This is a genomic window from Mycobacterium timonense, assembly GCF_025821985.1.
In the GTDB taxonomy this organism is placed as follows: Bacteria; Actinomycetota; Actinomycetes; order Mycobacteriales; family Mycobacteriaceae; genus Mycobacterium; species Mycobacterium avium.
In genome coordinates this window covers 429205-450875 of record NZ_JACKSY010000104.1, presented here as the reverse complement: position 1 = coordinate 450875, position 21671 = coordinate 429205, and the positions used below count along the sequence as shown (strand labels likewise).

Below are 21671 nucleotides of genomic sequence, written 5' to 3'. Positions count from 1 at the left end.
GGGCCGTGGCCCAATCTCCGTATGCCCGCCTGTCCCGGTCCGAGCTGGCCGTCCTGGTCCCCGAACTGCTGCTGATCGGCCAGATGATGGACCGCTCCGGCATGGCCTGGTGCATCAGCTCCTTCGGCCGCGACGAGATGGTGCAGATCGCCATCGAGGAGTGGGCCGGCGCCAGCCCGATCTACACCCGGCGCATGCAGCGGGCGCTGGGCTACGAGGGCGACGACGTCATCACGATCTTCAAGGGGCTGCAGCTCGACATCGGCGCGCCGCCGCAATTCATGGATTTCCGCTACACCGTGCACGACCGCTGGCACGGCGAGTTTCAGCTCGACCATTGCGGGGCGCTGCTCGACGTCGAACCGATGGGCCCGGACTACGTGTTCGGGATGTGCCACACCATCGAGGACCCGACCTTCGACGCCACCGCGGTGGCCACCAATCCGCGCGCCCAGGTGCGGCCCATCCACCGCCCGCCCCGCGAACCCGCGGACCGGCATCCGCACTGCGCGTGGACCGTGATCATCGACGAGTCCTATCCGGAGGCCCAGCCTATCCCGGCGCTGCACATCGTGCGCCAAACCCGCGCTGCCGGTTGGGAACTCGACCCGATCGATGCGTCGGACGAGGGCATGGCCGACTATTCCGGGCCGCTGCTGTCCGACCTTGACTTCGGCGCGTTCTCGCACTCGGCGCTGGTGCGCATCGCCGACGAGGTCTGTTTGCAAATGCACTTGCTGTACCTGTCTTTCTCCATCGCGGTGCGAAAGCGCGCTGCCGACGATGCCGAGGCGGTGTCCGTGTGCACCCGCGGCCTGACTGGCGTCGCCGGGCTGGCCGCCGAGCGAATACAGCGCGCCGTCGGATCCGGTGGCGGGATCGACGCGGTGCTGCGAGTGCTCGAATTGCATCCGCTGCTCAACCCCGCCGGCTACGTCGTCTCCGAAATCGCCGGCAACCGGCTGCTCGTGCACCGGTCACCGGCGCACGACGACGCCGCCTGGATATCCCTGTGCTCGCCGGGTTCGGTGCAACCGCTGCAGGCGATCGCCACCGCGGTGAATCCGCGGATCGGCATGCGGGTCAGCGGCACCGACACCGACTGGACCGCCGAATTCGTCGAAACCGACACCGACGCCGACGAGCTGCCGGAGGTTTCGGTGACCAAGGTCAGCGGCGGTTCCACCTTCCAATTCGAGCCCAGACGATCGCTGCCGCTCACCGTGGTCTGAGTCCAACGGGAGTTTGTCAAGGGGTCCGCGGTACCACTTCGGTGACACAACCGCATCGACCATATACCGATGACGTTGCAACCCATCGGCTTTGGGCGTGTCCACGGATATGGTTGACGCTGGCCACCGACCCCTATAGACGAAGGTTTTCGCTCTATGTACGACCCGCTCGGGTTGTCGATCGGGACCACCAACCTGGTCGCTGCGCGTAATGGAAGCCCACCGGTTAGTCGCCGCTGTGTGCTGACCCTTTACCCGCACTGCGCACCGAAAATCGGTGCGCCCGAAGAGAATCCGCTTCTGGCCGAGCCTGGCGTGCCGATGAAGGGCTTTGTGGAGCGCATCGGCGATTCGGTCGCGCTGGTGTCGCCGGACGGTTCCGCGCACGATCCGGAGCTGTTGACGGTGGAGGCGCTGGACGCGATGGTGCTCGCCGCCGGTGCGGATGCGGCGTCTTCGGAGATTTCCATCGCGGTCCCGGCGCACTGGAAACCCGGTACCGTGCAGGCGCTGCGCGACGCGCTGCGCACCCACCTGGGCTTCGTCCGCAGCGGCATGGCGCCGCGGCTGGTCAGCGACGCCATCGCCGCGCTGACTGCGGTGAAGTCCGAACTGGGTCTGCCCGACGAGGGCGTGGTCGGGCTGCTCGACTTCGGCGGCAGCGGCACCTCGGCCACCCTGGTGAACGTCGCCGGCGACTTCGAACTCGTCAGCGCCACAATGCGATACACCGCGCTGTCCGGCGACGAGATCGACCAGGAGCTGCAGCTGCGGGCGTTCGAGGAGCTCGGGCACGGCAGCGGCCTCGACCCGGCCAGCACCGCCGGGGTGGGACAGCTCGCGGCGCTGCGGGAGCAGTGCCGCGCCGCCAAGGAACGGCTTTCCACCGACGTCGTCACCGAGATCACCGCCGAACTCGGCGGGCGCAGTTGCAGCCTGACGTTGACGCAGGACGATCTCGAAGAGCTGATGCAGGACCGGCTGACCGGCTTCATCTATGCCTTCGACGACCTGCTGGTGCGCTACCGCAAGAGCTGGTCGGACCTGGCGGCGGTGGTGACCGTCGGTGGCGGTGCACGCATTCCGCTTGTCACGGAACGACTTTCGATGCACGGCCGGACACCGATCCTGACACCGTCGCAGCCGGCGTTCGCGGCCGCGGCCGGTGCGCTGCTGCTGGCCTCGCGCGGCGGCGAACTGGACATGCGCACGCGCACCTCGATCGGCCTGCTGGCGGCGGCCGACGCCGCCGGCGACGTCGTCGACCTGGGCGCCGGCGATGTGCTGGTGATCGACGACGAGGCGCTGACCGACCGCGAATTAGCTTGGTCGCAAACCGAATACCCCGGTGACCTGCGGATGCGGTTCGGCGGCGAAACTTATGACGAGGACGGCCCGGCCGGCTGGTCGATGCGGCTCAACGTCATCGACCCGCCCAAACCGCGGCGGCCCTGGCGGCGACTTCGCTTCTCCCAGTTGATCATCGGGATGTCCGCCGCGGTCGCCATGACCGCGATCGGCGGGGTGGCCTACACGCTGACCGGGATCGAAAACCGCCAGGCCCCGCCGGCGCCGTCCGTCGCCCCGCTGCCGCCGGTCAGCCGGGTGGTGCCGCCGTCGGCCGTCGCGCCGCCCACCGCGGTGCCCCCGCCGCCACCGCCCAGCGCGCAACCGGTCCCCAGCCCGGCGCCGCCACCGCCGCAGCCGCCCCCGCCGCCACCGTCGCCACCGCCGGCGCCGCCGCCTCCGGTCGTGGTGACCACGGCACCGCCGGCGCCGACCTACACGCCGCGGCACACCGCGCCGCCGACGACCACGGCCCCGCCGGCGCTCACCACCACGGCGCCGACGCCGAGTCCGACGCCCACCACCACACCGCCGCCACCGACGACGACGCAGGAGCCGACCACCACCAGCACCACCACCACGGTGCCGATGACCACCGAGTGGATCCACGTTCCGCTGCTGCCGGTTCCGATCCCGGTGCCGGTGCCGCAGAAGCAGGCTCCCGCGACGCCGCAGTATCCGTCGAACGAGTATCCGCAGTACCCGCAATATCCGGGCAACGAATATCCGCAATACCCGGGGAACTCCCAAAACCCCTACTACGGCCCGGGGTATTAGCGTCCATCCTGCTCAGGCAGTCCATCTGCGCGCCGAGTCGCGCGCGGGTAGCGTGGTGTCACCAAGTTCATGCGGGGTTTACCCGCCATGCCCTCGCCCGGCCCGGTCTGGGTCGCGCGGGGCAGTGCAAGACCTTGGAGGCGTTACGTGGACATCGTGCTTGGGGTGTCGATGGCTCCCGGGACGGTCCGCCTGGTAGCGATCGAAGGACAGAATGCCGACGGCGTGACCGTCGAACAGGAAGAGTTCGCGGTCGGAGCCGCTGGGAATTCGGCGAATTCGGCGGCCGACCAGGTGATCGACGCGATCATCGGCACCCGCGAGGGAGTTTTCGAGGGCGGCCACCGGCTGACCTCGACGGGGGTTACCTGGACCGACCCCACCGGGGCCGCGGCGTTGCGGGATGCGATCGCCTCCCACGAGCTGGGCAACGTGATGTTGGTCTCGCCGCTGCTGGCCGCGGCCGCGCTGGCGCAGACGGTCGGGTATGCGCTCGGCTACGGGCACATCGGGATGCTGTTCGTCGAGCCGCGCAGCGCGACGCTGGCGGTCGTCGACGTGAGCGACGGTTCGATCGTCGATCTGCACCGCCACCAGATCCCGCACGGCCCCGGCGCGCCGGTGGCGGCCGAGCTGGCGGCGATGGTCGCCGGCCTGGATGCGCGCGACACCCGCGCCGACGGCGTGTTCGTGGTCGGCTGCGGAACCGACATCGTCGCGGTGAAACCGGCGCTGGAGGCGGCCAGCCCCGTTCCGGTCACCGGCCCCGAGGAGCCGGACATGGCGCTGGCCCGCGGCGCGGCCCTGGCCTCGGCGAACGCGCCGCTGTTCGCGTCGTCGACGGCGGCGCTGGCCTACGCGCTGGACCCGGGCACCGGGGAGATGGATCCACCCGCGTTCAACCCCACCTATCTGGATGTGTGGGGCGACACCGGTGCGGGCACCGGCGTGCGCGCCTACAGCGCCGTCCCCGACGAGGAGGAGCCGGCCCCGCGCCGGCCGTGGTCGATGCTGCTGGCCGGCGGCGCGCTGGCCGGCATCGCCGCGGTGATCGGCGGCGTGGTGCTGGTGACGCTGACCTCGGACGGTCACAGCACGAACACCCGGCACAACCAGGGCGTCAGCGTCGCCACCCCGGGGATCCAGCTGCCGGCGCCGCCGCCGAGCAACCCGCCGGCGGCGCAGCCGCCCGCGCCGAGCACGCCCGCCCCCGCCCCGACCCCCACCGAGGTGGCCGCCCCGGCGCCGGAGCCCGTCCAGCAGGCGGCGCCGCAGACCCCGGTCACCACCGCGCCCCCGGCGCCGGTCTACCGCGCCCCGGCCCGGCCCACACCGCAGTACCAGCCGCGGCCCGTCGAGCAGCCGGCGCCGCCGCCGGCCGCCGCGCCCGCCCCGGCCGCCCCACCTCCGGCGCCCGCGCCGCCGCCGGCCGCCCCGCCGGTGCCCCACCAGCCACCGGTGACGATGTACCTGCACTTCCCGTTCGTCACGGTGCCGATCCCGATCACCCCGCCGGCGCCGCCGCCCGGCCCATAGCACCTGGCACACCCGGCCGGCCGGGCGCACACTGGCAGGTACGGCACGAGCGGCAAGGAGGTCGCGTGGGCGAGCAGGGTGGGTTCGGATTCGACCCCGACGAGTTCGATCGGATGATCCGTGAGGGCAGCGAAGGGCTGCGCGAGGTGTTCGAGCGGGTCAGCAAGTTCGTCGCCGCTCCGGGCGCCCGGACCGGCTGGTCCTCCCTTTTCGAGGACCTGTCGCGGCGGGGTCGCCCCGCGCCGGAGACCGCCGGGGAAGCCGGCGACGGGGTGTGGGCCATCTACACCGTGGACGCCGGCGGCGGCGCGCACGTCGAACAGGTCTTCGCCACCGAGCTCGACGCGCTGCGGGCCAACAAGGACAACGTCGACCCCAAACGCAAGGTGCGCTTCCTGCCGTACGGCATCGCGGTCAGCGTCCTCGACGACGATCCCGAACAGCCCGGCTGACCGTCAGCCCCGGCCGACCACGTTCGAGCCACCCGAGTTGCTGATGCTCGGTGTGCCCGAGTGGTAGGTGACCTTGTTGTTGAAGCCCGAGGCGCCGATGCGCTCGACCGCCTCGACGGTGACCGTGTTCTGCACGCCCGACACCGACAGGCTGGTGCAATGCCCGGTGATCACCACGGTGTTGGACACGCCGCTGACGCTGACCGGGTTGTCGTCACAGGCCAGCGTGCGGTTCTCGTTGATCCCGGCGACGCTGAGCTCGGTGCCCGGCGGCGCGGCCGGTGACGTCGGCGTCCGGCGGGACGTCGAGGGGGCCGGCGTCGTCGAGATGCCCGGCGGCGGGCCGAACGTCCTGGAGATGGTGGGCGGCGAGTTGATGATCGACTTCACCCCCGAAAGCTGGTGTGCCGCAAAGGCTGCGATGCCGCCGGCCAGGGCCAGCACGCCGACGGCGATGAGGGTGCCCACCACCCACCACACCCGGTTGCCCGACGGGCGTTGCCCGGGCGGGCCGGGGACGGGCCCGCCGTAGGACCAGGGCGCCGGCGCAGGAGGGTAGCCCGGGCCGGTGGGCGGCGCGCTGCCCTGCTCGGAGGCCCGCGCCGAGTCGGCGAGCGGACGCTCGAGTTCCCGGATCCGCTCCTCCGGGTCGTCGTTTGCTGCCATGGATTGAATATGCCATTCCCTTCTGCGGTTTCGGCCCGTTCGGTAGTTTTTAGGACCGTGCCCGATTTGCCGAACCGCCAGATCCTGCTGCGTCGCCGCCCCTCCGGACTGGTCCGGCCGGACGACACCGAACTGGTCACCACCCCCGCGCCGGAACCCGCCGAGGGGGAGGCGCTGCTGCGGACCACCTACGTCGGCATCGACGCCGCGGCGCGCACCTGGCTCGACGACCAGCCCAGCTACCTGCCGCCGGTGCAGTTGGGTGAGGTCATTCGCGCTGCCGGGATCGGCGAGGTGGTGGCCTCGCGCTGTGACGCGTTCGCCGTCGGCGACGTGGTCACCACGCTGACCGGATTCCAGGAGTACGCGATCATCCGCGACGACCTGTTCAGCACGCCGATCCCCGGCGAGGACGACCAGCTGGCGATCATGTCGGTGTACGGACCGACCGGCGCCACCGCCTATTTCGGGATGACCGACATCGGCCGCCCGCAGCCCGGCGAGACGGTGGTGGTGTCGGCGGCCGCGGGCGCCACCGGGTCGATCGCCGGGCAGATCGCCAAGATCGCCGGCGCCCGGGTGGTGGGCATCGCCGGGGGACCGGAGAAATGCCGTGCGGTGGTGGCGGACTTCGGGTTCGACGCGTGCATCGACTACAAGAACGACGACGTCGCGGCGGCGCTCAAACAGCACTGCCCGCGCCGCGTCGACGTCTACTTCGACAACGTGGGCGGGCCCATCCTGGACGCCGTGCTGGGTCGGCTGGCCCCCCGCGCCCGGGTGGTGCTGTGCGGCGTCATCTCCAGCTACCTGACCGGGGACCATCCCGGCCCGGCCAACTACGTGAACCTGCTGTCCAAGACCGCGCTGATGCAGGGGTTCAACGCGCTCGACCAGTGGGGCCGCTTCGACGAGGCGTTCGCCGCGCTGCGGAAGTGGGAGGCCGAGGGCCGACTTCACCACCGGCAGACCATCTTTGAGGGCATCGAATCCTGCGTCGACGCCCTCAACGGGCTGTTCACCGGCGTCAACATCGGCAAGACGCTGGTCAAGCTCAGCGAACCCGGCGCCGGCTGACCGGGCGCGGGATGCGGCCCAACCCCGGCGCGTGGTTTCATAACACCGTTTGCGAGAGTTGCTTGGGGAGATCGCGCCGCGCATGACGGGCCGGCATCGAACGATTGGTGGTTACTAGATGGATCGTCGCAGCATGATGTTGATGTCGGGAATCGGCATGCTGGGAGCTGCGATGCGCCTGCCCGGCGCCTGGGCCACCCCGCCGGCGCCCGAAGCGCCGCCGTCCGCCGGGGGCGGGCCCTACATCTTCGCCGACGAGTTCGACGGTCCCGCCGGCTCGCCGCCCGACCCGGGCAAGTGGACCATCCAGACCTGGCAGGACGACGTGTTCCCGCCGGTGGCCGGGATCTACCGCGACGACCGCCGAAACGTGTTCCAGGACGGCAATTCCAACCTGGTGTTGTGCGCCACCCAGGAGATGGGCACCTACTACAGCGGCAAGCTGCGCGGCAACTTCCGCAGCATGATCAACCAGACCTGGGAGGCGCGGATCAAGCTGGACTGCCTGTTCCCCGGGCTGTGGCCGTCGTTCTGGGGAGTCAACGAGGACCCGCTGCCCGACGGCGAGGTGGACATCTTCGAGTGGTACGGCAACGGCCAGTGGCCCCCGGGCACCACCGTGCACGCCGCCTCCAACGGCAAGACGTGGGAAGGCAAATCGATTCCCGGTCTGGTCGACGGCAACTGGCACACCTGGCGAATGCATTGGGGCGAAGAGGGATTCGAGTTCTCCCGGGACGGGGCCGAGTACTTCAAGGTGCCCAACAAGCCCATCCACGTCGCCGGCGGCGCGCCCGACGACTTCCGCTGGCCGTTCAACAACCCCGGCTACTGGATGACGCCGATGTTCACCCTCGCCGTCGGCGGGGTGGGTGCCGGTGACCCCGCGGCGGGCGTGTTCCCGTCGTCGATGCTGATCGACTACATCCGCATCTGGTAGCGCTCACCTCGTGGCCTCAAACACCTGAACCAGGTTGAACTGCCAGCGCTCGACCAGCCGGAAGCCCAGGTCGTGCGGCACCGCGAAGGCGGGCGTCGCCCCGTAGACCGGGCCCGGCGGCAGCGCCGGGCCCTGCTGGTGCGCCGGCTCGGAGGGGTCGGCCTGGGTGATGATCCACAGCACGGCGCAGTGGCTCAACGGCCCGGCCACCACCTCGGGGATCAGGTTGGTGTCGAAGACGTCGTTGCGGTCGACGGCCCGCTGCCACAGCGTGAGATCGATCAGCTTGCGATACGCGTCCGGGCGCGCCGCCAACAGCGGGCGCATCGGGGCGGGCATGAACGTCACCGTGTCGTTGACCAGCAGGCAATCGCCGGGTGCGGCCTTCGCGGTGATCAGATCGGCGACCTGGCTGTAGTCCATCCCATACTTGGCATACGGATTGCGCTGTGCTCGAACATAATTCGGCACCGCAGCGATAGCGAAAACACCGACCACGGCGGTGGTCACCCAGGGCTTGGCGGCTATCGCGGCGCTGCAGACGCTCAGGATCAGCGCCATCGCCGGCGCGGTGAAGCACAGGTAGCGGGGCGTGTAGATCGGATGCACCAGCGCCGAGTAGGCCACGATCGCCGCGGTCGGTATCCCGACCCAGCACGTCGCCAGCACCAGCAGTTGCCGCTCCGAGGGCCCCAGCGGCGCGGACCGGCTGAGCCACAACGCGATTGCCGCGCAGATCAGCAGCGCCGACAGCACGGCGAACGGCGGGCTGCGTTCGAAATACTGCTGCATCACCACGTCTTCGATGGTGCGGTGCCCGATCGGCGCCACCCAGCTGATCTGGTGCGCCTGCCCGGCCACCGTCAGCAGGAACGGCAGCAGCACCCCCACCGCCACCACCGAGCTGATGCCGAAGCGCCACAACACCGTTCGGGTGCGACAGCAGACGCCGACGAAGACGGCGTACGCCGCGAGCAGCAGCGCGATGTACGCGTCGAGCAGCACCGAGCACACCAGGGCGAGGCCGAAACACAGCCACGGCCAACGGGATTGGCGGCGGGCGGCGAAAACCAGCAGCACGCTCAGCCACACCGCGGCCATCATCGACAGGGCATACGGCCGGGCCTCGACGCCGGCCCAGGTGGTGCGCGGCAACACCGCGCAGAAAACACCGGAGGTCACCGCGACCGTGCGCGACGAGAACTGCCTGCCCAACACGACGACGCCGGCCGCGGCGGCCCCCACCGCCAGCCCACTGGGGGCGCGCGACCAGAACTCGGTGGGCGGGACGAGCCGGAACCAGCCGTGCATGAGCAGGTAGTACAGGCCGTGCACGGCGTCGACATTGCCCAGCATGTGCCACATCTGGGTCAGCGACCGGCTGTAGGAGGCCGAGATGGTCGCGGCCTCGTCGTACCAGAAGGACGGCCGCGCGGCCCCGGCCAGGCTCACCGCGGCGGCCAGCGCCGCGACGATCCACGGGTCCAGCGCGGCCGGTACCGCCGGACGGGTCGGGCTGGACACACCGCCATGTTGCCAGACGCCCGTCGGGCCACCCGGCGTACCCGGACACCTCAGGATTCGAACGTATGATCGATCGATGGATCCGCTCGCGTCGATCGGATACAACGGCCAACCGGTGCGCAGCCCGTTTCGGGTGGTGCGCCCGCCGATCGCCGTGCTGGTCGATCTGACCGTGTTGTTCCCGCGCCAGCCGCACCGCTCGGGGCGGTATCAGCCCAACGGTCTGCAACTGCACAAGGTGGTGGAGGGGCGCCTGAGTTGCTGGGCGCTGTGCGAGCAGGGCGACTGGTGGGGCCTGGTCACCTATCCGGTGGCCTACGGCGCCAAATGCCGGACCGTGACGCACTGGGTACCGGCCTGGACGCTGCGCCGCAAGTGCTGACCGGCGCGGCCATGCGCCGGCGTCGCGCCGATGCGATGATGGCTGCCCGTGGAACCAAGTTGGGCATCGGTGCTGAGCAAGCTGGTCGCGCTGGCGGCGGTCATCGCGCTCTCGCCGATCACGGTCATTCCCGCGGTGCTGGTGTTGCACGCGCCCCGCCCGCGCCCGGCCAGCCTCGCCTTCCTCGGCGGCTGGGTGCTGGGCCTGATCGGGCTCACCGCCGCGTTCGTCGGTGGTTCGGAGCTGCTCAGCGGCTTGCACGCGACCCCGCCGAAATGGGCGTCGTGGGTGCGGCTGGTCTTCGGGGTCGCGCTCCTCGCGTTGGCCGCCTACCACTGGTTCACCCGGCACCGGCAGCGCAGCATGCCGCGCTGGATGCGCTCGTTCGCCACGCTGTCGCCGGTGCGGGCCGGGGTGGTGGGGGCGGTGCTGGTGCCGCTGCGGCCCGAGGTGCTCATCCTGTGTGCGGCAGCCGGTTTGGCCGTCGGCAACAGCATCCTGAGCGCGGGCGCCCAGCTGGTCGCCGCCGCGATCTTCGTCGTGCTGGCCGCGTCGACGGTGGCCGCCCCGATCCTGGCCTACGTCGGCGCCGGGGACCGCTTCGACGATGCGCTGGAGCGCCTCAAAGCGTGGATGGAAGCCAACCACGACGCGATGCTGGCCGTCATCCTGCTGCTGATCGGGTTGATCGTGCTCTACAACGGGATTCGCGCGCTGGCCTGACCCGGCTGACCCGGCGCGTTTAGGCGTCACATCGGCGTCGCGGTGGCAGGATTGCCGCTCATGGCAGGAAGCTGGGGCACCGTGCTGACCGGGCTGGTGCCGCTGGGGCTGGTCATCTCCTTGTCGCCGCTCACCGTCATCCCGGCGGTGCTGGTGCTGCAGGCACCGCGGCCGCGGCCGAGCAGCCTGGCGTTCCTGGGCGGCTGGCTGCTGAGCCTGGCCGCGCTGACCGCGCTCGCCGTCGCGGCCTCGCACCTGCTCGGCGGCCTGGACAGGTCGCCGCCGCGGTGGTCGTCGTGGCTGCGGGTGGTGTTGGGGGCGGGGCTGATCGGCTACGGCATTTTCCGGTGGCAGACCCGGCACCGGCACAGCGAGTCGCCGGCCTGGATGCGGTCATTCGCCAGCATCACCCCGGCCCGCGCCGGCATCACCGGGGCGGTGCTCGCGGTGGTGCGCCCGGATGTGGCGCTCATCTGCGTCCCGGCCGGATTGGCCATCGGCAGCAGCGGACTCGGCCCGATCGGCGACTGGATGGCCGCGCTGTTCTTCGTCGCGGTCGCGGCGTCCAGCGTCGCGATCCCGATACTGGCCTATCTGGCGGCCGGCAGCCGCCTCGACGACGCGCTGGCCCGGCTCAGGGACTGGATGGACCGCAACAACGCCGCCCTGCTCGCGGCGGTCCTGGTGGTGATCGGCGCGATGGTGCTTTACCACGGGATCGACGCCCTGTAGCCCCCGTCGCACAATCCCGCGTCTTCCTCGAATCGGTTGACCACCCGAAAAACCAACTCGCGGAACAACTCCCGGCCGTAGCCGGTGAGCATGCCGAAATAACCGCGGGCCGCCCACTGCGCGGCGTGCCGTTCCTCGTGGTGCAACAAGCGGTCCAGGTCGAGGTGGGCGGCGCGCGGGACGCCGTGCGCGTCCCGGCCCCAGGCGCGTCCGGAGCGGATGATCCGGTGCAGCTGGTCGACCGGGTCGGCCAGCCGGCCCAGGTTGACCATGAAGATGTCGCCCCAGGTGGTACCGCCCCGCGCGCTGAACAGCCGTTGAATCCCGTTGCCGCCCAATCCCATCAGCATGCCGTTGGGGGTGGTGACCAGGCGAGCTCCGTTGCGGTGCACGAACCGGACGTCGCGGCGGTAGCTCCAGTCGTTGGCGTGCTGGCGGGCGATGATGCGCACCGCCTCCGCGGCGCTGTAGGGGGTGGGCGGAAAGTCGGTGGGCGCCTTGCCAATCCCGTAATCGGTGCCGGCATTGAGGATGTAGGTCATCAGCACCGCCTCCCGGGCGTGCTCGCCGGGGGTGTCCGGGCGCAGCAGGAAATACGATTTGCCGAGCGGGTCCCGGAACTCGGTCAGGGTCTCGAGCACCGCGAAGCGCGCCGGGGTGATGCCGTGGCGCCGGACGATCTCGTCGACCACCCGCGCGGCCACGCCTCGGCGATCGGCGTTCTGCCGCCACCGCGCGCAATAGCCCTGTGCGTCCATGTCTTTGGCTGTTCCCGCCCAGCCTAGGCGCTCTCGGTCAGGCCGCGGGGGTCCGTGCCCGGGTCGATGCCCGCGACCAGGCTCACGACCCGTCGGCCCCGATCAGCGCCCGCAACGTCGCGCGCGCGCCGCGCCGGTGCAGCGAGTCCAGGGCCCACCGGTAGGCCTCGCGGAAGCGCGGTGCGTCGATCAGGTCGCCGAACACCGCACGGTTGGCCAGAAACGCGTCCGGATTCTCGCGCTGCGAGCGGGCGAGCGGCACCAGGGTGTCGGCGAGCCGGTCCACCACCTCGATCGGGCGGCCCTGTTCGTCCACGCCCTCGGCGTAGCGAGCCCAGCTCGCGACGATCGCCGCGGACAGCTGCACCGGGCCGCCGGAGCGCAGGTTGTCGTGCACCACCGGCAAGAGCCACTTCGGGATGTGGTCGGAGGAGTCCGCGCACAGCCGGGCCACCTGGTCGCCCACATAGGCGTTGGCGAAGCGGGGGATGAGGCCGTCGCGGAAGTCTTCCAGGCCGGGCATCCGCGGCAGCGTCGGCATCGCCTCCGAATCCATGTAGCGGGCAAGGAATTCCGCGATCACCGGATCCTGGGCGGCCTCGTGCACCTCGCGGTATCCGGCCAGGTAGGCGAAATAGCACAGGCCCTGATGGCCGGCGTTGAGCAGCCGCAGCTTGATCGCCTCGTAGGGTGCCACGTCGTCGACCAGCCGCACGCCGGCCTTGTCCAGCGGGGGCCGCCCGTCGGCGAAGTCGTCCTCGAGCACCCACATGGCGAACGGCTCGGCCACCACCGGCTCGGCGTCCTGCACGCCGAACTCGGCGGCCAACCGGTCGACGAGGTCCGGTGTGGGCGTCGGGGTGATCCGGTCGACCATCGAGTTGGGGAAGGTGGTGTTCTCCCGCATCCATTGCGCGAGTTCGGGATTGACCTGCTCGGCGTGGGCGGTGAAGGCGCGCCGGGCCACGTCTCCGTTTTTGATGATGTTGTCGCAGGAGACGATCGTCGGAGAGGGCAGGCCACGCTCCCGTCGCCGATTCAGCGCCTCGGCCACCAACTCGAACGCCGCGCTGAGCGGCGGCTGGTAGCCGCCCTCGGTGATGGTGAGCGAGATGATCCGGGTGGCGGGATCGGCCAGCAGATCGACGACGGAACCGGGATCCTCAGGCGCGTAACGGAAGTCGACGATGGATCCGATGACGCGCGGCTCCTGGGTGCCGTCGGGATGTTCCAGGATCAGCGTGTAGAGGTAGTCCTGGCTGCGCAGCGCGTCGCGCATGCGCCGGTCGTCGGGCAGCACGCCGATACCGCAGATGCCCCAGTCCCGGGCGAGGCCGTCGTTCAGCAAGCGGTCCAGGTACATGGCCTGGTGGGCACGATGAAAACCCCCGACGCCGAAATGCGCTATGCCGATGCCGATTTGGCTACGGTCATAGGTCGGGACGGGGATTTTGAGACCGGTCAGGTTATGTGCGTTCAGCTTCACTCGACTGTCACCCTAGCCTGGACCGGACGCCTGGGTAGCGACCGGGCCGGTGCTAGGCGTTGGGGCACAGATCGCGCAACGCGAAGATCACCACGTCCGCGGCCTGCCGGCCGTTGATGCCGCCGGTGCCCTGGTCGGCGTCGGAGCGCTGCAGCGCGAGCCCCTCCAGCTGCTGGGGAGATGCCCCCCAGGACAGCTGTTGGCACAAATCCGCGCCCATTTGCAGGAGCGCGTCGTCGCCGCCGTTGACGGCATGGATCCCGGCGTTGTGCAGGTCGTTGAGGAAGGCGGCCTGGTCCGCCCGGGCCGGGCCGGCCGTCACGGTCGCCGTCAGCATCCCCGCCAGCACCAGTGGGCCCGCCGTCAGCGCCGCGCCCGTTACCCGGCCAACCAGCCTGCGTGCCGCCATCCAACCTTCTCCTTCGTCTGTGCCCGATGCGGATGATGCACTTTGACACAGAAGTGCGAAAAACCGCTGCGCAAACACATCCGGAGGATGAACAGTCGGCGAAGAGGAGTGGGCGGTCGCGGCACGCGGCGACCGTCCACTCGGGCCTACCTAGCGGGGCTGGGCGGTGCTAGCTGGGGCACAGATCGCGCATGGCGTAACCGACGAGGTCGTCGGCCTGCTGGGGGGTGAGCCCGCCGGGCCCCTGCCGGTCGTCGGAACGCTGCAGCGCCAGACCCTCGAGCTGCGCGGGCGGGGCGCCCCACGATATTTGCTGGCAGATGTTCAGGCCCGCCTGCAGCAGCGCCGCGTCGCCGCCGGTCACGGCATGGATGCCGTCCCGGTGCATGTCGTTGAGGAAGCCGGCCGCGTCGGCCTGTGCCGGGCCGGCCCAGACGACCGCGGCGAGAAGCGGGCCACCGAGCAGCGCTGAGCCGATCAAACCGCCAGCTAGACGACCTGGTGCCATAATCCCTTCCCCTCTTCCTGTCAACCGTTCCGATCACGGTGTTCACTTCTATGTAACCTCGAAACCGGCCATTGTTCACCAAAAATTTCCTGTGAATGGCCTGCGGAAAAATAGATTCCCTGCGATTCGAAGTCGCCCGGCCGGGGTGCGCCGGCGCCGGGTGGCTCCGTGACACCGTTGTGACGTCACCATTTGGAAACGGCGCGGTGCGGCGCGGCTCGTGTCGCGCGCCGGCTACCGACAATTAGCCCGGTCGTGAAAAGGCCGGGTACGGCGAAGCGGGTCTGCTGCACCAAAACATTGCCGAACTAGCAGAGCGTGGATGAAGGGAAGTTGACGCTGATGGCGATCGTCGATCGGTTCAACATGAAAGTGGTTGCGAGCGCTGGGTTGTGCGGAGCGGCCATAGCGTTGAGCCCCGATGCGGCGGCCGCCCCGCTGATAACGGGCGGCCACGCGTGCATTCAGGGGCAGTCGGGCGAAGTGGCGCCCGCCGCCGGTGGGCCGGTCGCCGGCGGTGCGCCCGCGGCCGGTGGTGCGGTGGCCGCGGGTGCGACGGACATGTGCGCGGCCCCCCTCACCGACATGTCCGGCGTGCCGATGGCCGTGCCCGGGCCGGTGCCGCTCGGCGCTCCGGTGCCGGTGCCGCTGGGCGCTCCGTTGCCGCTGGGTGCCCCCGTGCCACTCGCGCCCCCGGTGCCGGTGGTGCCGGCCGGCGCGCCGCTGATCGCGCTCGGCGGGCCGGCCGCGGCCGGCGCCCCGGTGGAGGCGGCCGCTCCCATCATCGACATGTCGGGTGTGAAGGACGCGCCGACCGGCCCGGCGCCCACCGGCGGTCCGGTGCCCGGTCAGCCGGTGCGGCCCGGCCCCTCGGGTGCCAGCTGACGCTTCGTTCGCTTATAGCGGGCCCGCCGGTTTGCATGCCGGTGGGCCCGCTTTCGTTGTGGGAGTGGCTATTTCCTGTTCCAGGTGCCGGGACGCCGCCTGGGTGACGCGGTGTACCCCGCGAATTACTTTGTGCTGCGGTTGGTTACGCCCGGCCGTCGTTAGTTTTGGACGATCACCGGGTCGCCGACGTTGACGTGGTCGTAGTACCACTCGGCGTCGTCGGGACTCAGGCTGATGCACCCGTGGCTGACGTTTTCCAGCCCCAGTGAGCGGACCGCCCACGGCGCGGAATGCACGAACAGGCCGCGGTTGGTGATGCGGACGGCGTAGTTGACGGTCAGCAGGTATCCGTCGGGATCGTCGACGGGAATGCCGACGCTGCTCGAATCCATCGTCACCGCACGCTCTTTCGACAGGACGGTGTACGAGCCCACCGGCGTCGGGAATTCCGGCCTGCCCATCGAGGCCGGCATCACCCCCTGCTCACCGAAGTGGGGCCGGTGGTGCGGCGCCGGCAGCGAGGTCGGCGGGCCGGCTTCGACGCCGTCGATGCTCACGGTGAAGGTGTGTTCGGAGATGCTGGCCACCCCGATGACCGCGGGACCCGTCTTGATCTCGGTGGCAACCCCGCCGACGGTCAGCGCAATCGTGCTGTGCGCGGGCCAGTACCGGTCCGGAACCCATTGCACGACACGGTTGTCGAGCCATTCGAACTTGCCGCTCATCGCGGGTGTCGATTTGACGTCAATGGTCTGTTCGGCCGCGTGTCGCTTGGCCGGATCGGTGATGGGCACGCGGAACGTCACGACCACGGGGTGCGCCACGCCGACCATCTCGCCGCTGCTGGGCAGCACCGACGCGATCGCGAACGCGTGCGACTGGCTCGCCGCGGCCAGGCTGACGCCGGCCGGCGTCACCACCACACACGCAGCGACGCCGACCGTCGCAAGAACACACCGAACACCCGTCCGCATGGCCCCAATTCCTTTTAACTGACATAGTTGCAATAGGGATCGTAAATGGGCGATGACCTGCGGAAGCGCAAGGGCGCGTTGATATTTGGCCACGCATCGGTCACGTTTCGGTGTCAGCGGTTTAGCGCGTCAAACGCCAGGGGTTGGAGAGTGAATTTTCAGCTGCCACTCCTCGCCGCGAACGCAAGAATCTTCGCAGCCGAGAAGGCGGCAAGTGGTGGTGCCGGCATTGATGTGGTGCAGGCGGCCAGGCTTTCACAGGAAAGCGATCTGGACAAGCTTGAAAGGTACTTGCTCAATCCCGACCACGTAACTGGGGGACCGAAGGCGAAGTGGTTCGAACGAAACGGGTGTCACCCAGTACGGCATAAAATACAACCGAGTGATCTCGATCGCCGGAGCGAAGGGAAGGGTCATAGATGTGACGTTCCCCTGGATACGCGGAAACGACGGTGTGGTGCGCTTGGTGACGGCGATCCCTACGAGCAAATGAGAGAACGTAAAGCGTTGAGACCTCGAGAGTATGACGTGATCAGGCTGCTGCTGCCGCTGCCGGAGCACAACCTGCCTGCCGGTTCACGCGGGACTATCGTCATGGATTACACGAAGGATTCGGATAGCACTCTCCCGTCCGCGTACGAGGTGGAGTTTTCAGATGCCGACGGCGTAACCCAGGCGCTGGTCACGCTTTCCGGAGATGACCTGGAAGTCGTCTGGCGGCCGGATCCAGATGCGTAGCGACTGTAGTTGCGGCCCGATTCAGGGCCACATGGCCGTATTGTGTTGGGCCACACCGTCATAGTTGCGGTGCGCCCTCTCCACATTGGTGCGCAATTCGGTGAGCGCTTCTCGCATTTGTTTGTCGGCTGCTACCCATCTTTGGTGGTACTCGCGCTCGGCGTCTGCGCCGCGACCCAGCCAGGAACCGTGGAGTTCGGCGATGCATTGGTCGACGGCCGCGGCAATTTGTTCCGCGCTGGCAGTGAATTTCGCCAGTCGGTCGGCAAATGCGACAGTGCCTCAAGATCGACCGTGTAACGGCGGCTCATGATTCCGGATCCGTTGGGGACAGGGCGGCGAAGGCTCTCGCGGCAATCGTCTCGTGGTCGAGCATGAGGTCCAGTGAGCGGAGCAACAGCTGGGAGTGTTCCGATAGCAGCGTTGCGACGGCCTTTGCGCCTTGGTGCCACTCATCCCATGCGGGCCGGAAATCAGATGCGGCGGCGCCTTGCCACGTCGATGACAGATTGCGCCAGTCGTCGGCGATGCTGTCGAGTTCGCTGCTGAAGCCGTCGGCTTGGTTTGTCAGGATGTGTGCGGCCGACGCCATCGCCTCCAACTGCATCGTCAGATGGCCAGCCACCGCAGCCTTCTTTCACCGCTTTTTGACACCTAAGCCAAGGTTGCGACGCCGTACAACTCACCCTGATTGGTGACGCGCCGGTGACGCGGAAACCCGTGCGCGGGTTGTGATGCAGGCCGGCGTCGCCGTTGGCGATGCCGAGAACTTGGGCCGTTGCCCGGAGCATGGGGTCGTGGAGCCGATGACGGGAATCGAACCCGCGTTCTCAGCTTGGGAAGCTGATGTTCTGCCATTGAACTACATCGGCGCGGTCGCGTCAGAAGGCTAGCATCCGGCGCCGCGGACGCTCACCTGCCTGGGCCGTCGCGGCCGGCCGCCAATCGCCCGTCGCATTACGCCTTAAACCACGCATGCACAATATCCGCCGGTCGGCGAAATGCCCGTGTTTATTATTTCGTGATTGCGCCGTAATGTGCTGGGCGTGGGTCGACACGCATTAGCCAGCAACCGACGCAAACCGTCGGCGACCCTGGCTGCGGTGCTCGCGCCCGCCGCCGTCTTCTTCGCGGTCTCGGCCGATGTTCATCCATTCGCGGAGCGCGAGACAGCCAAACCCGTTATCAACGAGCCCGCTCCGTGTTGCGCGGAAATCGTGACCTTGGCATCGACGCGGCTCAGTAAAGGATTCGGCGACGGCCAGCCCGTCGCTGCCTCGCGCTATCACACCCGCTCCCGCTTCCTGCCCGCCGGCGTCGCGCCGGAACGGGGCCTGCAGGTGCGCACCATCCTGACCGCCCGCAGCATCAGCGCCGAGTTCCCCCAGATCCACGAGATCGGGGGAGTGCGACCGGATCCGCTGCCCTGGCACCCCCTCGGCATGGCGATCGACGTGATGATTCCCGACCCGGAAAGCGCCCAGGGCATCGCGCTGGGGAACGCGATCGTGGCCTACGTGCTGCAGAACGCCGACCGGTTCGGAATCCAGGACGCGATCTGGCGCGGCGTCTACTACACCCCCAACGGCGCCCAAACGAGCCGGCTCGGCCACTACGACCACGTCCACGTCACGACCATCGGCGGCGGATACCCCACCGGCGACGAGGTCTATCTCCGCTGAACGGGCTGCGCAGCAGTTAGGCTCGCTTGGTGCTGCTCTCCGATCGCGACCTCAGGGCCGAAATCACCGCCGGGCGGTTGGGCATCGAGCCGTTCGATGACGCGCTGGTGCAGCCGTCCAGCATCGACGTCCGCCTTGACTGCATGTTCCGGGTTTTCAACAACACTCGCTACACCCACATCGACCCGGCCAAGCAGCAGGACGAGCTCACCTCGCTGGTCGAACCGCAAGACGGTGAGCCGTTCGTGCTGCACCCCGGCGAGTTCGTGCTCGGCTCGACGCTCGAGCTCATCACCCTGCCCGACGACCTCGCCGGACGTTTGGAGGGCAAATCGTCCCTGGGCCGCCTGGGGCTGCTGACGCACTCGACCGCCGGCTTCATCGATCCCGGATTCAGCGGCCACATCACGCTCGAGCTGTCCAACGTCGCCAACCTGCCGATCACGCTGTGGCCGGGCATGAAGATCGGCCAGCTGTGCATTCTGCGGTTGACCAGTCCGGCCGAACACCCGTACGGCAGCACTCGCGTAGGTTCGAAGTACCAGGGCCAGCGAGGACCGACACCGTCGCGCTCGTACCAGAACTTCATAACGTCTACATAGGTTCTGCGGGGCTCTCACGCCACCGTTCTGCGCGATACTTAGTTAGCCGTGGTTTTTTCCTCCGCCTGGCCGTGGCGATCGCGCAACACCTTTGGAGGGGTTTGTCTTGAATATCGTGCTCGGGGTGTCGATGGCACCGTCTTCGATCCAAATGGTCGTTCTGGAAGGCGAATACGCCGATGGCGCGACGGTGGAAGAGGACGCGATCGATGTCACCGGCGCCGATGACGCGGCCACCGCGAGCGCCCCGGATCGGGTGATCTCGGCCATTCTGGGCACCCGGGAGGGCGCCGCCGACGCCGGCCTGCAGCTCTCCTCCATCGGGGTGACGTGGACCGATCAACTCGAAGCCGCGGCCCTGCGCGACGCGTTGGCGGCTCGCCGGATCGACAATGTCATGCTGGTCTCGGCGTTTCTGGCGGCTGCGGCGCTGGCGCAAAACGTCGGCGGCGCAATGGGTTACGAGCGCACCGCGGTGCTGCTGGTGGAACCCGATACCGCGACCTTGGCGGTCGTCGAGACCTCCGACGGCTCCATCCCCGATGTCTACAAGCAGCAGATTCGCGCCGAGTCCTACGGCGACGCGGCCGGGCAGCTCAGCGCGATGGTCGCCGGGCTGGAGAAGCTGGAGTCCCTGCCGGGCGGTCTGTTGTTGGTCGGCTCGGGCGTCGACGTCGCTCCGCTCAAGCAGGTGCTGCAGACCACGACGTTCCTCGACGTGAGTGTGGCCGAGGAGCCGGAGACCGCGCTGGCCCGCGGGGCCGCCCTGGCCGCGGCGAACGCGCCGCTGTTCGCGTCGTCGACGGCGGCGCTGGCCTACGCACAAGACCCCGGCACCGGCGCTGTCGACCAGTACTCGCTGCCCGACTACCTCTATGTCCCCGTCGATCCCGAGCCCGGCGACGACGAACTCGCCTACAGCGCGGTGGGGGACGAGGACGCCGAGTCGCCGACCGTCGTCATCGAGAAGCTGTTCCTTCCCGAGGACAGTGAGCCGCGTCGACGGCCGGTCCTGCTGGTGGGCAGCGGGCTGGCGGTGGTCGGCATCAGCGCGGTGCTGGCGCTGGAGATCGCGCTGGCGATCGGCATCCGCACCACCGGAACCGTGGCGTTGCAACCTACCCCGAATCAACATCTGATCGTTCCCACCGAGCAGGCGCCGGCACCGCCGCCGGTGCAGGCGTCGGCACCGCAGCCCAAGATCAGCGTGCCCGAGCCGGTGGCGGCGCCCAAGCCGTTGAGCCCGCCGGTCGCCGCGCCGTTGCCGGCCGCCCCGCCGCCGGCTGCGCCGCCGCTTCCGGAGGCGCCGCCGATCCCCGCGGCCCCGCCGGTGGTGCCGGTCCCAGTGGTGGTCCCGCCGGTCCCGGTTCCGGTGCCGGTGCGCATCCCGGTGCCCGATCCGGTCAGCCCGCCGCAGCTGCTGGCGCCGCCGCGGCTGTCGGTTCCACAACCGGTGCAACCGCCGGTGCGCGTCCCGCAGCCGCCGTCGCCTCCGCAGGTCGGCGGCACTGTTCCGCAGTCACCGCCGCAGCACCAGACCCCGCCCGGCGAAGGCACGCCGCCCAAGCCGGACAGCCCCGGCAACTACGGCGGCGGTCACGCGCCCACCCCCGGCGCCGGCGGTTCGGGTGGCTCGGGCGGCGGTCACGTTCCCACGCCCGGTGCCGGTGGTTCGGGTGGCTCGGGCGGCGGGCACGTTCCCACGCCCGGTGCCGGTGGCCCGGGCGGCACCGGTGGATCGGGTGGCGGGCACGTTCCGACGCCCGGGGCCGGTACCCCGGGTGGCTCCGGTGGCGGTCACCTTCCCCTCCCGGGCGCGGGCAGCACTCCGGGCGGCTCGGGTGGCGGTCACCTTCCCACTCCAGGTGCCGGTGCGCCCGGCGGCGGCTTGGGCGGGTTCGGCGGTGGCCACGCCCCGGCGCCCGGCGGCGGCTTGGGCGGCTTCGGCGGTGGCCACGCCCCGGCGCCCGGCGGCGGTTTGGGTGGCTTGGGCGGTGGTCACAGCGGCGGCGGCCTGGGCGGTGGCGGTGGCCTGGGTGGCTTCGGCGGTGGTCACAGCGGCGGCGGCCTGGGCGGACTCGGCGGCGGGCACAAATAGCCCCGCGCCGACCACTCCGTCGACCCGCGCCACGACGCCGGTCGAGCTCACACGAGTAGGGTTGCGGTATTGAGGCTGGCGAAAAGACGCCGCCTCGTCCGCCAGAATTTCATCAACCCAGCAAACGGCTTGGGTTGTGA

At 69.5% G+C, this 21671-nt stretch carries 23 protein-coding genes and 1 tRNA gene; 14 read left to right on the top strand and 10 right to left on the bottom strand.

All coding sequences use genetic code 11. From position 1 onward, the window contains the following. Positions 1-5 precede the first annotated feature (5 nt). From H7I87_RS24710 to H7I87_RS24695, 4 genes are all read left to right on the top strand, one after another. A complete protein-coding gene (locus H7I87_RS24710) occupies positions 6-1232 on the top strand; it encodes a hypothetical protein (protein WP_011726287.1) in 1227 nt (408 codons plus the stop codon). Positions 1233-1388: 156 nt separating this feature from the next. Then, positions 1389-3356 carry an Hsp70 family protein gene (locus tag H7I87_RS24705; RefSeq protein WP_033711179.1) on the top strand — a complete coding sequence of 656 codons (1968 nt, stop codon included), beginning with the start codon at positions 1389-1391 and terminating at the stop codon, positions 3354-3356. 147 nt (positions 3357-3503) lie between these two features. Then, positions 3504-4892 carry a DUF7159 family protein gene (locus H7I87_RS24700; RefSeq protein WP_011726286.1) on the top strand — a complete coding sequence of 463 codons (1389 nt, stop codon included), beginning with the start codon at positions 3504-3506 and terminating at the stop codon, positions 4890-4892. A gap of 65 nt (positions 4893-4957) precedes the next feature. Further along, positions 4958-5344, top strand: coding sequence for an Rv0313 family protein (locus tag H7I87_RS24695; RefSeq protein ID WP_003873919.1), 387 nt, complete (start codon positions 4958-4960; stop codon positions 5342-5344). 3 nt (positions 5345-5347) lie between these two features. Here the strand turns inward: H7I87_RS24695 and H7I87_RS24690 are convergent, their stop codons facing one another. Beyond that, positions 5348-6010: a DUF3060 domain-containing protein gene (locus H7I87_RS24690; RefSeq protein ID WP_011726285.1), complete on the bottom strand. Its 663-nt coding sequence runs from the start codon at positions 6008-6010 to the stop codon at positions 5348-5350. A 57-nt stretch (positions 6011-6067) separates the two neighbouring features. On the opposite strand from H7I87_RS24690, the gene H7I87_RS24685 reads away from it, so the two are divergent. Both H7I87_RS24685 and H7I87_RS24680 read left to right on the top strand, forming a co-directional pair. Then, positions 6068-7087: an NADP-dependent oxidoreductase gene (locus H7I87_RS24685; RefSeq protein WP_009979529.1), complete on the top strand. Its 1020-nt coding sequence runs from the start codon at positions 6068-6070 to the stop codon at positions 7085-7087. 118 nt (positions 7088-7205) lie between these two features. Further along, positions 7206-8027: a glycoside hydrolase family 16 protein gene (locus tag H7I87_RS24680; RefSeq protein WP_003879204.1), complete on the top strand. Its 822-nt coding sequence runs from the start codon at positions 7206-7208 to the stop codon at positions 8025-8027. 3 nt (positions 8028-8030) lie between these two features. On the opposite strand, the gene H7I87_RS24675 is transcribed toward H7I87_RS24680, so the two are convergent. Then, complete coding sequence (locus H7I87_RS24675) at positions 8031-9551, bottom strand: glycosyltransferase family 39 protein (protein WP_024637339.1); 1521 nt, start codon at positions 9549-9551, stop codon at positions 8031-8033. A gap of 76 nt (positions 9552-9627) precedes the next feature. Here H7I87_RS24675 and H7I87_RS24670 point away from each other — a divergent pair, with 76 nt between their 5' ends. The 3 genes from H7I87_RS24670 to H7I87_RS24660 all read left to right on the top strand — a co-directional run bounded on the left by H7I87_RS24670 (position 9628) and on the right by H7I87_RS24660 (position 11388). Next, entirely contained in the window at positions 9628-9933 is a 306-nt protein-coding gene (locus tag H7I87_RS24670) for a hypothetical protein (RefSeq protein WP_024637340.1), read from the top strand. A gap of 69 nt (positions 9934-10002) precedes the next feature. Continuing rightward, the gene (locus H7I87_RS24665) at positions 10003-10656 is read left to right on the top strand and encodes a GAP family protein (RefSeq protein WP_033725730.1); all 654 of its coding nucleotides are present in this window, start codon (positions 10003-10005) and stop codon (positions 10654-10656) included. A 60-nt stretch (positions 10657-10716) separates the two neighbouring features. Continuing rightward, positions 10717-11388, top strand: a complete 672-nt coding sequence (locus H7I87_RS24660; protein WP_011726283.1) for a GAP family protein — start codon at positions 10717-10719, stop codon at positions 11386-11388. Here H7I87_RS24660 and H7I87_RS24655 read toward each other — a convergent pair. From H7I87_RS24655 to H7I87_RS24640, 4 genes are all read right to left on the bottom strand, one after another. Then, the gene (locus tag H7I87_RS24655; protein ID WP_003873911.1) at positions 11364-12146 is read right to left on the bottom strand and encodes a hypothetical protein; all 783 of its coding nucleotides are present in this window, start codon (positions 12144-12146) and stop codon (positions 11364-11366) included. The genes H7I87_RS24660 and H7I87_RS24655 overlap by 25 nt on opposite strands. Before the next feature lie 82 nt (positions 12147-12228). Next, positions 12229-13632 (bottom strand): mannitol dehydrogenase family protein, encoded by a 1404-nt coding sequence (locus H7I87_RS24650; protein WP_011726281.1) that lies wholly within the window; start codon positions 13630-13632, stop codon positions 12229-12231. Between the two features lie 52 nt (positions 13633-13684). Continuing rightward, entirely contained in the window at positions 13685-14041 is a 357-nt protein-coding gene (locus H7I87_RS24645) for a DUF732 domain-containing protein (RefSeq protein WP_003873909.1), read from the bottom strand. A gap of 169 nt (positions 14042-14210) precedes the next feature. Beyond that, on the bottom strand, positions 14211-14549 hold the full coding sequence (locus H7I87_RS24640; RefSeq protein ID WP_023862127.1) for a DUF732 domain-containing protein: 339 nt from the start codon (positions 14547-14549) through the stop codon (positions 14211-14213). 333 nt (positions 14550-14882) lie between these two features. On the opposite strand from H7I87_RS24640, the gene H7I87_RS24635 reads away from it, so the two are divergent. Further along, positions 14883-15434, top strand: coding sequence for a hypothetical protein (locus H7I87_RS24635; RefSeq protein WP_038430555.1), 552 nt, complete (start codon positions 14883-14885; stop codon positions 15432-15434). Positions 15435-15595: 161 nt separating this feature from the next. Here the strand turns inward: H7I87_RS24635 and H7I87_RS24630 are convergent, their stop codons facing one another. Continuing rightward, on the bottom strand, positions 15596-16411 hold the full coding sequence (locus H7I87_RS24630; protein WP_023862129.1) for a L,D-transpeptidase: 816 nt from the start codon (positions 16409-16411) through the stop codon (positions 15596-15598). Between the two features lie 150 nt (positions 16412-16561). Between H7I87_RS24630 and H7I87_RS29070 the strand changes: the two genes are divergently transcribed. Continuing rightward, positions 16562-17149 carry a DUF4926 domain-containing protein gene (locus H7I87_RS29070; RefSeq protein WP_224110851.1) on the top strand — a complete coding sequence of 196 codons (588 nt, stop codon included), beginning with the start codon at positions 16562-16564 and terminating at the stop codon, positions 17147-17149. A gap of 21 nt (positions 17150-17170) precedes the next feature. Here H7I87_RS29070 and H7I87_RS24620 read toward each other — a convergent pair whose 3' ends face one another. The 3 genes from H7I87_RS24620 to H7I87_RS24610 all read right to left on the bottom strand — a co-directional run bounded on the left by H7I87_RS24620 (position 17171) and on the right by H7I87_RS24610 (position 18021). Then, positions 17171-17377, bottom strand: a complete 207-nt coding sequence (locus tag H7I87_RS24620; protein WP_230584106.1) for a WXG100 family type VII secretion target — start codon at positions 17375-17377, stop codon at positions 17171-17173. 79 nt (positions 17378-17456) lie between these two features. Next, on the bottom strand, positions 17457-17774 hold the full coding sequence (locus H7I87_RS24615) for a WXG100 family type VII secretion target (protein WP_009979514.1): 318 nt from the start codon (positions 17772-17774) through the stop codon (positions 17457-17459). A gap of 173 nt (positions 17775-17947) precedes the next feature. After that, positions 17948-18021 (bottom strand) — tRNA-Gly (locus H7I87_RS24610). A gap of 174 nt (positions 18022-18195) precedes the next feature. On the opposite strand from H7I87_RS24610, the gene H7I87_RS24605 reads away from it, so the two are divergent. From H7I87_RS24605 to H7I87_RS24595, 3 genes are all read left to right on the top strand, one after another. Then, positions 18196-18831 carry a VldE C-terminal domain-containing protein gene (locus H7I87_RS24605; protein ID WP_050483965.1) on the top strand — a complete coding sequence of 212 codons (636 nt, stop codon included), beginning with the start codon at positions 18196-18198 and terminating at the stop codon, positions 18829-18831. A gap of 29 nt (positions 18832-18860) precedes the next feature. Next, entirely contained in the window at positions 18861-19433 is a 573-nt protein-coding gene (dcd, locus tag H7I87_RS24600; protein WP_003873894.1) for a dCTP deaminase, read from the top strand. A gap of 130 nt (positions 19434-19563) precedes the next feature. After that, positions 19564-21531, top strand: coding sequence for a DUF7159 family protein (locus tag H7I87_RS24595; protein WP_224110856.1), 1968 nt, complete (start codon positions 19564-19566; stop codon positions 21529-21531). The last annotated feature ends 140 nt before the right edge of the window (positions 21532-21671 follow it).